The 13709-nt window shown below is 72.0% G+C and carries 12 protein-coding genes; 1 reads left to right on the top strand and 11 read right to left on the bottom strand.

The window, feature by feature from the left end; translation table 11 throughout:
- Positions 1 to 62: 62 nt before the first annotated feature.
- The 5 genes from tsaE to glmS form a co-directional block, all read right to left on the bottom strand.
- Positions 63 to 518 (bottom strand): tRNA (adenosine(37)-N6)-threonylcarbamoyltransferase complex ATPase subunit type 1 TsaE, encoded by a 456-nt coding sequence (tsaE, locus tag LY40_RS21985; protein ID WP_372497713.1) that lies wholly within the window; start codon positions 516 to 518, stop codon positions 63 to 65.
- Positions 515 to 1522: an alpha/beta fold hydrolase gene (locus LY40_RS21980; protein WP_258938002.1), complete on the bottom strand. Its 1008-nt coding sequence runs from the start codon at positions 1520 to 1522 to the stop codon at positions 515 to 517. The genes tsaE and LY40_RS21980 overlap by 4 nt, the downstream gene beginning before the upstream one ends.
- A complete protein-coding gene (gene alr, locus LY40_RS21975) occupies positions 1519 to 2649 on the bottom strand; it encodes an alanine racemase (RefSeq protein ID WP_183779562.1) in 1131 nt (376 codons plus the stop codon). The genes LY40_RS21980 and alr overlap by 4 nt, the downstream gene beginning before the upstream one ends.
- 224 nt (positions 2650 to 2873) lie before the next feature.
- Positions 2874 to 4346 (bottom strand): NAD(P)H-hydrate dehydratase, encoded by a 1473-nt coding sequence (locus tag LY40_RS21970; RefSeq protein ID WP_258938001.1) that lies wholly within the window; start codon positions 4344 to 4346, stop codon positions 2874 to 2876.
- A gap of 5 nt (positions 4347 to 4351) precedes the next feature.
- Positions 4352 to 6217 carry a glutamine--fructose-6-phosphate transaminase (isomerizing) gene (gene glmS, locus LY40_RS21965; RefSeq protein WP_258938000.1) on the bottom strand — a complete coding sequence of 622 codons (1866 nt, stop codon included), beginning with the start codon at positions 6215 to 6217 and terminating at the stop codon, positions 4352 to 4354.
- 223 nt (positions 6218 to 6440) lie between these two features.
- On the opposite strand from glmS, the gene LY40_RS21960 reads away from it, so the two are divergent.
- Entirely contained in the window at positions 6441 to 7277 is an 837-nt protein-coding gene (locus LY40_RS21960) for a dienelactone hydrolase family protein (protein ID WP_183779568.1), read from the top strand.
- A 6-nt stretch (positions 7278 to 7283) separates the two neighbouring features.
- Here LY40_RS21960 and LY40_RS21955 read toward each other — a convergent pair whose 3' ends face one another.
- The 6 genes from LY40_RS21955 to LY40_RS21930 form a co-directional block, all read right to left on the bottom strand.
- A complete protein-coding gene (locus tag LY40_RS21955; RefSeq protein ID WP_258937999.1) occupies positions 7284 to 8423 on the bottom strand; it encodes a beta-ketoacyl synthase N-terminal-like domain-containing protein in 1140 nt (379 codons plus the stop codon).
- On the bottom strand, positions 8420 to 9658 hold the full coding sequence (locus tag LY40_RS21950; RefSeq protein WP_258937998.1) for a beta-ketoacyl-[acyl-carrier-protein] synthase family protein: 1239 nt from the start codon (positions 9656 to 9658) through the stop codon (positions 8420 to 8422). The genes LY40_RS21955 and LY40_RS21950 overlap by 4 nt, the downstream gene beginning before the upstream one ends.
- Positions 9659 to 9660: 2 nt before the next feature.
- Entirely contained in the window at positions 9661 to 9948 is a 288-nt protein-coding gene (locus tag LY40_RS21945; RefSeq protein ID WP_183779575.1) for an acyl carrier protein, read from the bottom strand.
- A gap of 11 nt (positions 9949 to 9959) precedes the next feature.
- Entirely contained in the window at positions 9960 to 10484 is a 525-nt protein-coding gene (locus LY40_RS21940) for a hypothetical protein (protein WP_258937997.1), read from the bottom strand.
- Between the two features lie 81 nt (positions 10485 to 10565).
- Complete coding sequence (locus LY40_RS21935) at positions 10566 to 13028, bottom strand: WXG100 family type VII secretion target (RefSeq protein WP_258937996.1); 2463 nt, start codon at positions 13026 to 13028, stop codon at positions 10566 to 10568.
- Positions 13025 to 13387, bottom strand: a complete 363-nt coding sequence (locus tag LY40_RS21930) for a hypothetical protein (protein ID WP_183779582.1) — start codon at positions 13385 to 13387, stop codon at positions 13025 to 13027. The genes LY40_RS21935 and LY40_RS21930 overlap by 4 nt, the downstream gene beginning before the upstream one ends.
- Between the last annotated feature and the right edge of the window lie 322 nt (positions 13388 to 13709).

Genomic DNA, 13709 nt, shown 5'->3' with positions numbered 1-13709 from the left:
CGAATGCAGGACACGCGGTGCCGAGTGCAGAACACGCGGGTCTGAGTGCAGGACACGCGGGGTCAGAGGAGGGTGTCGGAGCGGGTCTTCCAGGTTCCGTGGGGTTCGAGGGTGACGGTGCGGGTGTCGTCGGGGTGGCGTTCGATCCGGACGACGAGGCGGTCCTCCGACAGCGGTTCGGCCAACCCTTCGCCCCATTCCACGACGACGGCGGAGGATTCGAGTTCCGCGTCGAGATCGAGGTCGTCCAGTTCGGACAGATCGCCGCCGAGGCGGTAGGCGTCGACGTGTACGAGCGCGATCCCGTCGCCGGGAGCGGGGTGCACGCGCGCCAGCACGAACGTCGGGGAACTGACCCGACCGGAAACGCCCATGCCGTCGGCGATTCCGCGTGTCATCGTCGTCTTCCCCGCACCGAGCGGGCCCGCCAGCAGCACGAGATCCCCCGCGCGCAGCTGCCGTCCCAACGACCGTCCGAATCGGATCGCATCGTCGGCGGTCCTCAGTTCGATGGTCACCGGCGCCACCACCTCGACTTCCGTTTCGCCTGTCCCTGCCCCGTAACACCGGCGCACTGCTGCACCAGGTCGATCACGTGGCTGTTCACCTCGTCCGGCTGTTCCAGCTGCAGCATGTGGCCGGCGCCGGGCAGTCGCAGCAGCGAGGCGTCCGGCAGCTCGGCGACGATGCGCTCGGTGTGCGAGTACGGCGTGATGCGGTCGGCGTCCCCGCCGACGACGAGCGTGTGCACGTGTTTCAGCCCGGCCAGCGCGGCGTACCGGTTGTGGGTGCCGAACGTGTCGGCGAAGCCGGCCAGCTGTTTCACCGACGACACCGCCAGCATCTCCTGCATGAACGACACGACAGCGGAGGGCACGTCGTGCTTGCCGAACGCGAGGTGCCGCACCGCGGTGCGGGTCAGCTGACCGCCAGCGGCGCGCACGAACTCGACGATCCCCGGCTGCCATCCGGCGAGCTCGCCGACACTGCGCGTGAGCGGATTCTTCCGCGACAGCAACGATCTCGGCAATCCGTGACTGCCGACCTCACCGGCGGCGGTGGCCAGCAGTGCGACGCCGCGGACCTGCGAGGCGAACAGTTCCGGAGCCTGTTGGGCGAGCTCCATGATCACCATGCCGCCCATCGAATGTCCCATCAGGACGATCGGCTCGCGGGGCGCGACGGTGCGGATCACGACGTGCAGATCGGCGGCGAGCTGTTCGATCGTGCTGGAGTCGGGGTCGGCGGGACCGGATTCGCCGTGCCCGCGGTGGTCGTAGTACACCTGGCGCACGTGCGGCCGGTCGAGTGCGGTGAGCGCGGCCCGCTGGAAATGCCAGCTGCGCCGCGAGAGCGCGAACCCGTGGACGCCCACCACGGCCAGCTCCGCGTCGCCACCGGAAGGCGTGACCTCCTCGACGATCAACGGCGTGCCGTCCTCGGCGGCGACTCTCGAGACCCTGCCGTCACCCGGCGAACCCAGCACGCCCCCGGGGTCGTGCTGGCCGGCGTCCGCGGTCACGAATCCGCTCCCGTGTACGCGCGCTGCACGCGCGGCCGGTACATGCCGGTGACGATCTCGTAGTCGATGGTCCCGATCTTGTCCGCCCATTCGCGCGCGGTCGGGCCGCCCTCCGAACCGGTGCCGAACAGCACGACGTCAGTGCCGACCTGCGGTTCGTCGTCGCCGCAGTCGACCACGACCTGGTCCATGCACACCCGGCCGACGACGGGCCGCCTGCGCCCGCCGAGCCACACGTCCATCCGGCCCGACAGCGTGCGCGGCACGCCGTCGGCGTAGCCGACGGGCACGAGCGCGACGGTCGTGTCCCGGTCGGCGGTCCAGGTGAGGCCGTACGACACCGATTCCCCGGCCGCGATGCGCTTGGTCAGCACGACGTGCGAGGAGAACGTCATCGCCGGGGTGAGCTGTTCCTGCTGCGGCACGGGGTTGAGGCCGTAGATCGCGATGCCGGGGCGGACGAGGTCGAAGTGCAGGTCCGGACGGGTGAGCGTGGCCGCGGAGTTCGCCAGGTGCCGCAACGGGTTCAGGCCCGCCTCGCGCGCGAGGGCGTAGGCGTCGGCGAACCGCTGGGCCTGCCGGTCGATCGACGGGTGGCCGGGTTCGTCGGCCGCGGCCAGATGCGACCACACGGCGACCACGTCGATGCCCGGCTCCCCCGCTGCGGACTTCACCAGCGCGGGCCACAGTTCGGCGGGGCAGCCGTTGCGCGAGAGCCCTGTGTCGATCTTCAGGTGCACCCGCGCCCGCCTGCCCGTACTCGCGGCGGCGTCGGCCACCCGCGCGAGTTCGGCCACCGACGACACCGACACGTCGATGTCCGCCTCCAGCGCGGGGGTGAAGTCGGTGTCGACGGCCTCGAGCCAACTGAACAGCGGCGCGTCGATCCCGGCCTCGCGCAGGGCGACCGCCTCGGCCATCGAGCACGCACCCAGCCAGGTCGCGCCGCCGCGCAGAGCCGCACGAGCGACCTGTTCGGCGCCGTGGCCGTAGCCGTCGGCCTTGACGATCGCCATCGTCTCGGCGCCCGACCCTGCGGCGCGCGACGAGAGCAGCGCGACGTTGCGGCGGATCGCGTCGAGGTCCACGGTCGCCAGCGCCCGCGCCGGCCGGGTGTGTGCGGTCATGAGTTTCCTGTGCTGCTGTCGAGGGCCGCCGAGGGGCGGCGGGCTGTCGTCCGGAGTGTGCTGTTGCCGGTCAGGGTCGCTGCCCCCGGGTCACTGCTTGTCGGTCACTGCTTGTCGGGTCACTGCTTGTCGGGTCACTGCTGTCGAATGCCGGGTCACGAGTTCGGGACTGCTCGTTCGAGGGTGCGGGCGCGTGGCTGCGGACCGGGGGGCGTCGCCGCGGTTCACGCGTTGCGCGAGCCATCGTCGCACAGTGCGCGTACCTGCCGGATCGCCTCCGGCACGGCCATGAGCACCTGCGATGCCGAGGTCGGGGCGCCTGCCGCCGCGATCTCCCCCGCGCGGGCGTGGACGTCGGCGGCCGCGCCCGCGGCCAGCCACGGGTCGAGCCCCGCCGCGAGCAGTCCGCCGAGGATGCCGGAGAGCACGTCGCCGGACCCCGCGGTCGCGAGCCAGGCACCGCGTGGCCGGTTGACGAGCACCCGCCCTTCGGGCGCGGCGACGAGAGTGCAGTGGCCTTTCAGGAGCACGACGGCGTCGAACCGGCGGGCCGCGTCACGGGCGGCGGCCACGCGGTCGGCGCCGGGGCGGTCGCCGGTCAGGCGGGCGAACTCGCCGTCGTGCGGGGTGAGCACCAGCGGCGTGCCGGGGTCGCGGGCGTCGAGGACCTCGGGGCGCGTGGCGATGAGCGTGATCGCGTCGGCGTCGGCGCACACGGGCACGCCCTGTCCGAGGACGTGGGCGAGGACGTCGGAGCCGTCGCGTCCAGTGCCGAGGCCCGGCCCCGCCGACCACGCCTGCACCCGTCCCGCGTCGCCCACCGACCCGGTCGCGACGACCTCCGGCCACCATGAGCGCACCTCGTCGGCGGCAGGCCCGGCATAGCGCACCATGCCCGACGTCGCCCGCACGGCGGCGCCCGCGGCGAGAACCGCCGCGCCGGGATAGGTCGCCGAACCCGCGGCGATACCCGCCACGCCCTGGGTGTACTTGTCGTCGGCCGGTGCCGGCGCCGGCCAGGCCGCGGCGACGTCGGCGAGGTCGAGCTGCCACAGGTCGGGAGCGCGGCCGTGCTCGGCGCCCAGGGGCAGGCCGAGGTCGACGAGCGTGACGTCGCCGCACCGCCGGGGGTTGAGCACGTGCACGGGTTTGCGCGCGCCGAACGTGACCGTGGCGGTGGCCTGCACGGCGGGCCCGTCGACGGCCCCGGTGTCGGGGTCGACGCCGCTGGGCAGGTCGACGGCGAGCACAGGTGCGGTGACCCGGTCGAACACGTCGGCGGCCGCGGGCCGCAACGGGCCGCGCGCGGAGATGCCGACGACGCCGTCGACCACCAGGTCGGCCCGTTCGATCCACTGTGGAACGTCCGATTCGGACACCACGCGGCCACCGGAACGGCGCAACGCGGCCAGTCCAGCCGCGTGCGCCTTCTCCGGGGCCAGCAGCACCGCACCGACGCCCACGCCCCGCTTGCGCAGGAACGCACCCGCCCACAACGCGTCGCCGCCGTTGTTGCCAGCCCCCACGACCAGCAGCACGCGGCGGCCCGCAATGCCGCCCGTGTGCTCGGTGAGCATCGCGGCGGCCCGCAGCGCGACGGCGTGCGCGGCACGGCGCATGAGCGCGCCGTCGGGCGTGCGGGCGAGCACCTCGTCCTCGGCCTCCCGCACCCCGGCGGTGGTCCACACGCCGCGCACGGCGGCTACTCCACCGTCACGGACTTGGCGAGGTTGCGCGGCTTGTCCACGTCGAAACCCCGGGTCCGCGCGATCTCGGCCGCCAGCACCTGCAGCGGCACGGTCGACACCAGCGGCTGCAGCAGCGTCGACACGGCGGGCACCTCGATGAGTTCGTCGGCGAACGGGCGCACCGTCTCGTCGCCCTCCTCGGCGATGACGATGGTGCGGGCGCCGCGGGCCTGGATCTCGCTGATGTTCGACACCAGCTTCGCGTGCAGCACCGCGCGGCCCCGCGGCGACGGCATCACCACGACGACCGGCAGGTCCTTCTCGACCAGCGCGATCGGACCGTGTTTGAGCTCGCCCGCGGCGAAGCCCTCCGCGTGCATGTACGCGAGTTCCTTGAGCTTGAGCGCGCCTTCGAGCGCCACCGGGTAGCCGACATGCCTGCCCAGGAACAGCACGGCTTTCGACTCGGCTAGCCGCGCACCCAGGTCGCGCACCTGGCCGACGGTCGTGAGCACCTGCTCGACCGCCTTCGGCATGGCTTCCAGTTCGGCGAACTCGCGGCCCACCTCGTCGGGGAACTTGGTGCCGCGGGCCTGCGCGAGCGCGAGGCCGACGAGGTAGTTGGCCGCGATCTGCGCGAGGAACGCCTTCGTCGACGCGACGCCGATCTCCGGCCCCGCGTGCGTGTACAGCACGGCGTCCGACTCACGCGGGATCTGCGCCCCGTTGGTGTTGCAGACCGCCAGCACCCGCGCCTTCTGCTCCCGCGCGTGGCGGACGGCCTCGAGGGTGTCCATCGTCTCGCCGGACTGGGAGACCGCCACGACGAGCGTGTCGCGGTCCAGCACCGGGTCGCGATAGCGGAACTCGCTGGCCAGCTCCACCTCGACGGGCAGCCGGCACCAGTGCTCGATCGCGTACTTGGCGACCAGCCCCGAGTGGTACGCCGACCCGCAGGCGATGACGAACACCTTGTCGATGTCGCGCAGATCCTGGTCGGACATGCGCTGCTCGTCGAGGACGACCCGGCCGCCGGAGAAGTGACCGCGCAGCGAATTGGCGAGCGCCTCGGGCTGCTCCTCGATCTCCTTGAGCATGAAGTACTCGTGGCCGCCCTTCTCGGCGGCCGACAGGTCCCAGTCGACCGTGAACGGCTTGCCCTCGGCGAGCTCGCCGTCGAAGTCGCTGACCTGGTAGCCCTCGCGGTTGATCGTCACGAGCTGGTCCTGGCCGAGCTCGACGGCCTCGCGGGTGTGCTCGATGAACGCGGCGACGTCGGAGGCCACGAACGTCTCGCCCTCGCCGACGCCCACCACCAACGGCGACGACCGGCGCGCCGCGACGATCTGGTCCGGGTGGTCGGCGTGCGTCACCACCAGCGTGAAGGCGCCTTCGAGCCTGCGGCACACCGCGCGGACGCTGGCCGGCAGGTCACCGGCGGTGTCCGGGTCCTTCTCGTAGGCACGCGCGATGAGGTGCGCGGCCGTTTCGGTGTCGGTGTCGCTCTCCAGCTCGACCCCGTCGGCCTCGAGCTCGGCGCGGAGCTGGGCGAAGTTCTCGATGATGCCGTTGTGCACCACCGCGACGCGTTCGGCCGCGTCCCGGTGCGGGTGCGAGTTGCGGTCCACCGGTGGGCCGTGCGTGGCCCAGCGCGTGTGGCCCATCCCGGACGTGCCCTCGAACCTCGGCCGGCCCGCCTCGTCCAGCGCGGCCTCCAGGTTCGCGAGCCTGCCCGCCTTCCGCTCGACCGTCAGGCCACCCGTCCCGTCCAGGACGGCGACGCCCGCCGAGTCGTAGCCGCGGTACTCCATGCGTCGCAGCCCACCGAGCACCACATCCAGTGCGTCCCGGTGCCCGACGTATCCGACGATTCCACACACGCCCTCCAGCGTATCGACACGACACAGCGACGCCCTCCCGGCCGCATCCGACGGGCGTGGTGGCGGCACGGCGGGTGTGCCCCGAAGGGCACCTTCGGGGCGTTGAGTGCCCAAAAGGCGCCCTTCGGGGCATGAACACCGCGATGCCCCGGCCGTGACAATGCGGATCGCGGACCTGTGTCGGCCGTCTCGTCACCGCAGGTTGTCGAGTAATCTGCGCGGCATGGCCAAGGCGAAGCAGTTGCTCGAGGACCTCACCTTCCCGGGACCGCACCACGTGCTGCGCGGTGACCTGGCTCTGGTCGGGTTGCCGGGCGTCGTCTACACGCCGAAGGAGGGCCGCGGACTGCCGGCCGTCGCGTTCGGTCACGGGTGGCTGCAGCCGACCGGCCAGTACCGCGAGCTGCTGCGGCACCTGGCGAGCTGGGGCATCGTCGCGGCCGCACCGTCGACCCAGGGTGGGCCGCTGCCGTCGCACCGGCTGCTGGGCGACGACCTGCTGTCGACGTTGGAAATGATCACCAACGTGCGGCTCGGACCGGGTGCGATCAGCGTCGACCCGGAGAAGGTGGGCGTCGGCGGACACTCGACGGGCGGCGGCTCCGCGGTGTTGACGGCCGCGAAGGAACCGGAGGTCCGCGCGGTCGGCACGTTCGCACCCGCCCAGACGATCCCGTCGGCGTCGACCGCGGCCCAGCAGGTGCGATGCCCCGGACTGCACCTGGCGGCCGAGGACGACCTCGTCGCACCCTCCCTGGGCAATGCCGAGGCCATCGCCCGCGCCTGGGCCGGTCCGGTGCAGCTGCGGACCATGCCGAAGACGTCACACCTGGCCATCACCGAGGGCATGCACTGGAGCAGGCTGCTCGTGCACGGCAAGCCCAACCGGGCGGCGCAACGCACGGTGCGAGCACTGCTGACGGCGTTCTTCCTGACCCACCTGACCGGCACCGACACGTACCGGCCGCTGCTCGACGAGAGCGTGAAGGCCGCCAAGATCGTCGACCTCGAGGAGCAGGACGCCGGTTCCGACAAGGCCGTGACGGCGAAGGCGCGCTGACCCCGGTCAGTACACGCGCAGAAGTCCGCAGCCGACCGTGCCGTCCTCGTCGACGGCGGTCACGAGTGCCACGCCGGGGCGATCAAGCAGGAGCGTGACCTGGAACGGGCCGGCCGCGGCGCCCGTGTCACCGAGGATCTCGCCCGGATCGCGCACGTCGGCCCGAGCGGCGGTGCGTGCGACGGCGTCGCGTTCGGCTCCCGCGAGCGGGCCCGGTGGTCCGGACACGGCGACCGCGCCCACGTCGCCCCCGGTCAGACCCGCGCGATCGAGCGTGCGGCGGATGCAAGCGTCGAGCGCCGCCGCGGGATCGTCGTCGACGTCCACCCGCGTGTCGACGCCCAGCAGTTCGGCCAGCGGGGTGCGGCCGCCGGCCCCGTTCGCGTCGTGGTGGTTCGCGTCCTGGTGGTGCGCGTCGCGGTGGTGTGCGTCCTGGTGGTGTGCGCCGTCACCGGAGGCCGCCAAGGGGTCGTCGGCCGCGGGTTCGAGGAGCAGGACGGCACCGCCCTCTCCCAGTGGGCGGCGGCCTGCGGCAGCGGGCGTCCGCTGGTCGGCGAGCCACTGGCGGGCGGGTCCGTACTCCTCGACGGCGCCGCACAGCACGGCGTCCGCGCGGCCGGTGGCGAGCAGCCGCGCGCCGTAGCGAAGGGTCGACAACCCGGACATGCGGCCGCCCGCGATCGTCGTGTTCGGCCCGGTGAGGCCGTGCCAGATAGCCGTCTGGCCCGCGGCACTGTTCATCAGCGCGAACGGCATGAGCGCCGGGTTGACGCGGTACGGTTTGGAACGTGTCAGCGATTCGCGCGTGAAGTCGAGCTGTGTCTGCGCGCTCCCCGACGTCGTCCCCAGCACCACTCCGGTGACGCTGCCTTCCGGAACTGCGTGGGCGCGCTGCCCGGCAGTGAGCGGCTCCGCCGCGACGGCGACGGCGATGCCGCTGCACCGGTCCATCGACGAGGTGCCCTTCGGTCCGAGGGCCTCGGTGACGTCGAAGTCCGCGGCCACGTGGGCTTCGCCGGGCACCGGATCGCCCACCGGAGTAGGCGGGGGTCTGCGGGCAGGGTCGCCGTACGCCGCGCGATGGGCGGCGGCGCCGATGCCGCACGCCGAGATCGCCGACCACGCCGTGATCACCGCGCCGGTCATGCGGGCCTGCCCAGCACGAGCACGGCGTTGTTGCCGCCGAACGCGAGTGCGTTGTTCTGCACTATGCGCAGCTCGGCCTCCACGGATGTGTTGGGGACGCAGTCGACGGCGCACTCCGGGTCGGTCTCGGTGTGGTTGATCGTCGGCGGGATGAAACCGCGGTCGATGCCGAGTGCGCACGCCACCGCGGCGAGCGCACTCGCCGCACCCATCGTGTGACCGAGCATCGACTTGACCGACACGGTGGGCGGAACGTCACCGTCGGCGCCGAAGACGCCGTGGATCGCACCGCACTCGGTGGCGTCGTTGGCCTTGGTGCCGGTGCCGTGGGCGGAGATCAGGTCGACGTCGCCCGGCGCGACGCCGGCGTCCTCGAGTGCCAGCGCCATGCAGCGGGCGACGCTCTCGCCGTGCGGGGCGACCTGGTGGTGGGCGTCGCAGTTGAGGCCGTAACCGAGGACCTCCGCGTAGATCCGGGCGCCGCGGGCGAGCGCGTCCTCACGGGGTTCGAGCAGCAGCACGGCGCCGCCTTCGCCGGTGTGGATGCCGCGGCGGTCGACGTCGAACGGCCGGCAGCGCTCGGGGTCCACCGCGCCGAGGCGGTAGAAGCCGGTGAACGTCATACGGCACAGCGCGTCGGCGCCGCCGCAGAGGGCGTAGTCGACCTCGCCGGTGCGGATCGCGTCGACCCCGCCGCCGATGGCGTAGTTACCCGCGGCGCACGCGGTGGCGACGGTCGACGTCTCGACGTCGGCGAGCCCCAGGTCACGGGCGACGCCGGTGGCGAGGCGGCTCGCGGGCACGCGGCGCGCGGCGGCCGGGTCGGTGGCCGCGGGGCCGTCGTGGACGAACGCGGCGGCGAGCCGTTCGCCGTCGTCGGAACCACCGTCGGTGGTGCCGATGGACACGAGACCGCGCCGGTCGCGCAGGTCGTCCTCACCGATCCCCGCGTCGTCGACCGCCATCCTGGCCGAGGCGATCGCGAACTGTGCCGCCCTGCCCGCTTCCGCAACGGGTATCCGCCGCAGCCACTGCTCCGGGTCGAACCCGACGACCTCACAGCCGGTGGCGTGGGCGAACCCCGTGGTGTCGAACGCCTCGATCGGCCGCGCCCCGCTGCGGCCCTCCCGCAGCGCACGCGCGTAGGCGTCGGCGCCGGTGCCGATGGACGACACGACACCGACGCCCGTCACGACCACGCGGCGCCGCTCGGCCCGCGAACCCGAACCGGTCACGCCTACGCGCCGGCGACGTCGCCGAGCACGTCGTACACGCCCTGCAGATGCACCAGCCGGTCCAGCTCGTCCTCGTCGATCTCCACGTCGAACTCGATCTCCAGGTGCGACAACAACTCGATCAGCTTCATCGAGTCCGCGCCCAGGTCATCGACGAACCGGTCCTCGAGACCCACCGCATCCGGCTCGGTCTCCAGCACCCGGCACACCAACGCCTTGATCTCCCCTGCACGTTCGCGGACCACAGGATTCGCCACGGCCGGCACACCGGCACTCTCGTCGACATTCATGTCGGGGACGCTCATTTCAGGTAGGTCTCGTTGGAGAAGTCCTCGTCATCCTCGTCATAGGCAGGCGAGGCCCTGCGCACCGGTTGTGCCTGCGGTGCCGACGGTGCGGCCGGCTCCGCCTGCGGAGGTGCCGGGTGCTGGGTGGACCGCTCCGCAGCGTACGTCGGCCGCTCCGCCGTGTAGTTCGGCCGCTCCGCCGTGTAGTTCGGCCGCTCCGCCGTGTAGTTCGGCCGCTCCGCGGGGTAGGCAGCCCGGTCCGTGGCGACCTCCTCGTCCTCGACGTCGAACTGCAGCACGTGTTCCTCGTCCTCCCGCGAGCGCCCGGTGTCGAAACCGCTGTTCGCGCGCTGGCGTTTCGCCAGCTCGATGAGGTGTTTCGCCGACCGCTCGGCGACCTCGCCGCGCCGCGCGAGGTTCTCCGACGCGCGCTGCTTCGCCTCGGCCGCCTTGCGCTCGCGCAGCGCCTGCCGGTCGGCCAGTTCCCGGTTGATCTGGTCGAACCGGGCGAGCGCGGCCGCCGCCCTGCCCTCAGCCATGAGCCTCTCCCGCTGTCATGTCCTCACCTGCCGCCGTGTCACACGCCGCCTGTCGCAGCACACTCACTTGTCGCAGCGCACTCACTTGTCGTAGCGCACGGCGGGCGGGTCGTCGCCGATCGTGCCGGTGATGGCCTGCGGGGACTCCGAGCCGTCGAACAGGCCACCGTCGATGCGGTAGCTCGACGTCCGCTCCTGGCCGCCGCCCTGACCACCGGCGCCGGCGCCGCCCATCGGCGCACCCATCATGCCGCCGCCCATACCGCCGCGGCCACCGCCCGCTCCACCACCGGCGTCACCGCCCGAGGGGGCGGCGGCTGCCGCGGGCGCCCCGCTCGCGGGAGGTGCGGTCGTGCCGCTCGTGCGGGAACCCTCGTCCAGCGGCTGCTGCGGCTCGCCCTCTGCCGAGAACCCGCCGCCACCTCCGCCGCCGACCGAGCCGGCACCGGCGCCGATGGAACCGGCACCCGCGCCGATCGAATCCGAACCGCCCACGCCGCCGGCGCCCACACCGCCGGCGCCTGCTCCGGCTCCCGCGGCGGTGTCGCCGAGGTCACCCGAGATCGACGAGGACGGCGTGAAGTCGCCGGACAGCGAGCCGATCCCGCCGCCGGAACCGTCGTCGAGCCCGTCGAGCGTGTAGGTCGTCGGCTCGCCCTCGCCGTCGTCGACCGTGACCAGCGTCGGGCCGCCGGGGACGTCGGGCCGCTCGGCGACGATCTTCATGTCGCCGTCCTCGATGCGGATCTTGCCGTCCGGGTCGGGCCGGTACACCTTGTCGCCCGCTGCCCCGTCACCGGCGCCGCCGGTGCCCTTCGGACCGAAGTCGCCAGGCTCACCGGTACCGGCCGCGTTGTCGTCAGCGCCGAAGTCGAGCTGGTAGTCCTTCAGCGGGCCCTCGCCGCCGTCGACGGAGATCTCCATCCTGCCGTCTTCGTCGGGCTCGGTGATCTCGAGCTTGTTGTCGCCCTCTTCGACCGTGAGCTTGTCGCGGTCGCCGCCCGGCGTGCCGAGCAAGCTGTCGGGCTCGCCGTCGGTGTCGAGGTCCGCCTGCGGCGTCGTCACGTCCGTGTCGCTGCCGTCGGAGTTGCCGGGGCCGCCGGTGCCGGGGCCCGGCGTCTCGAACTCCGGCATCTCCGGCGATTCGGGGGTCGGGACCTCCGGGGTCGGCGTGGCGGGGGCCCCGCCGCCACCGCCCGACGCGCCACCGCCCGGCGCGCCGCCACCTCCGCCCGGGGTGGACACGCCCGGGCCCGGGGTCGGCACGTTCGGCGTCCCCGCTCCGCCTCCCGGAGTGCCGGCGCCCGCTCCGGGGGTTCCGACGCCCGCGTCGACACCCGGTTGCTGGCCGCCCGGTTGCTGGCCGCCCGGCTGTGCGGGAAAGCCGTTCTCGTACTCACCGAGGTATTCGTTCAGCGTGCCGTAGGCCTGGTCGACGGCTTCCTTCGTCGAATCGCACAGCGACTTGAACGACGCGTACAAGTTCTCGTACAGGTCGACGTTCCACGATTCGCGGATCCACGTCTTGGTCTCGGTGATGACGAGTTCCTTGTTCTCGTCGTTGAGGCCGCAGTCGTCCGCGCGGATCGTGGATTCGAGGTTGGAGCCGCACACCGAGTCGACCCACGCGGCTACCTCGAGTACCTGGTCCTGGTTGTCGAAGTCGCCGCGGGCGAGCTTCATGACTTTCCGTGCGACGTCGGGCGTGGCCTGGCCGACCGTCGGGGTGTAGAGCTGAATGACCTGTTCGGCCTTGTACTTGACCGTGTCGAACACCGTGCGGACGGCGGTCTCGATCACCTCGGATGCCCCCGACAGGTGCTCGATCAGCTCATTCGAGTTCGGCTCGATGTCCTCGCTGTAGCGCTGGTACGACGCGTTCGCCGCGTCGCCGGTCCAGTCGCGGTACAGCGAGTTGAGGTCCTGCTGGGTGCTCTTCTGCAGTTCCTGCAACGTGCCGTGTGCTTTGCGCAGCTGCTCGGCGTCGTCGAGGAACTTCTGGAAGTCGATGCCACCCTGTTCCCAGTAGCGCTCGCGGATGTCCGAGGCGTAGTCGAGCGGACCGTCGATGTGCTGCGAGTCGGCCGGGGCCTCCGCGTCGATCGGCAGGAACTTGTGGAACGTGTCGAGCGCGTCCTTGGCCAGTTCGAGCAGTTCGTCGGAGGTGGTGATGCTCGTCGTCGACGAGGACGACGACCCGGGTGGCTGGGCCTGGTCGAGTTCGCCGCTGTTGTCCTCGAGCTTCGACTCGATCTGACGGCCCCGGTAGCTGCCCTCCTCCGATTCCTCGCGCGCCCGCTCGTAGGGGTCCTTGTCGCTGTCGTAGCCGTCGTAGTTGCCCCACGAGCCGCCGCCGTAGGGGTCGCCGCCGTAGCCCCCGGGGTACGGGTGAGGAGTGACGTTGTACTTCTCGTAGTAGTCCTCGGCGGCATCGTTACCGTCGCCGCTCATGGAGTAGCGGCCGAGAACCGCCTGTTTGGTGTCGGCGGAGACGTACGGATCGTCGAGGATCTCCTTCGTCTCCTCCCAGGTGTACTCGCTCACAGTCCACTCCCCGCCTGGTTGGCCGCCTGCGCCTGCGATTCCTCGGCCGCGCCGTACTGCTGCCCGGCGGCACCGACTGTGCTCGCGAACGACGTCAGCGCGCCGCACATGGCCTGCGCCGCCTCGCCGATCGTCTGAAAGCCCGTGGTGTAGTCACCGCTGAAATCCGTGTGCGCCTTGCCGAATCCGCCCTCGCCGACGTTCGACGTGCCGACGTCGGAAACCTCCTCCTGCGCACTCGCCGCGGCATCGCTGATGCGCGTGGCCTGGTTCGACATCGAACCCTGGTCGGCCGTGTAGCCGTCCGGCGCATTGACCCCGCTCACCGTCGACACCCCCTGGAAATCATCTGTGGTCATCTGCCGCATAGGACGCGAGAAGTACCGGATCGGTGCCGTCGCATCTGCACACGAAATGTACCGGCTTGGGAAGATCGGAGGAACGCGAAACAGCCGCTACCACCCGGAGAGGAACAGCGCCGGCGAATGGTGTGGACGACGCGGGCGGTGTGGGGTGCGCAGGCCGGGTTGGTGACCGGTGCAATGGTGATGCGCTGCGGCGTCGGTGGTGGTGTCGACGGCTGCGGGGTTGACGAGGGCAGGTGGGTGGTGGTCCTGGTGGAGAAACGGCGGCGGCCGACCGGACCGTGGTGATCCGGACGACCGCCGCCGTGCGTGCTGT

The organism is Prauserella salsuginis, from assembly GCF_024648885.1.
In the GTDB taxonomy this organism is placed as follows: Bacteria; Actinomycetota; Actinomycetes; order Mycobacteriales; family Pseudonocardiaceae; genus Prauserella; species Prauserella salsuginis.
Note: the sequence above shows the minus strand (reverse complement) of the source record. Positions and strands in the feature narration are given on the sequence as shown.

What these genes read in the sequence shown, in the direction of transcription:
- alr (WP_183779562.1), bottom strand. Translation starts at nt 2,649, where the DNA reads ATGACCGCACACACCCGGCCGGCGCGGGCGCTGGCGACCGTGGACCTC.
- LY40_RS21960 (WP_183779568.1), top strand. Translation starts at nt 6,441, where the DNA reads ATGGCCAAGGCGAAGCAGTTGCTCGAGGACCTCACCTTCCCGGGACCG.
- LY40_RS21955 (WP_258937999.1), bottom strand. Translation starts at nt 8,423, where the DNA reads ATGACCGGCGCGGTGATCACGGCGTGGTCGGCGATCTCGGCGTGCGGC.
- LY40_RS21945 (WP_183779575.1), bottom strand. Translation starts at nt 9,948, where the DNA reads ATGAATGTCGACGAGAGTGCCGGTGTGCCGGCCGTGGCGAATCCTGTG.
- LY40_RS21940 (WP_258937997.1), bottom strand. Translation starts at nt 10,484, where the DNA reads ATGGCTGAGGGCAGGGCGGCGGCCGCGCTCGCCCGGTTCGACCAGATC.
- LY40_RS21930 (WP_183779582.1), bottom strand. Translation starts at nt 13,387, where the DNA reads ATGACCACAGATGATTTCCAGGGGGTGTCGACGGTGAGCGGGGTCAAT.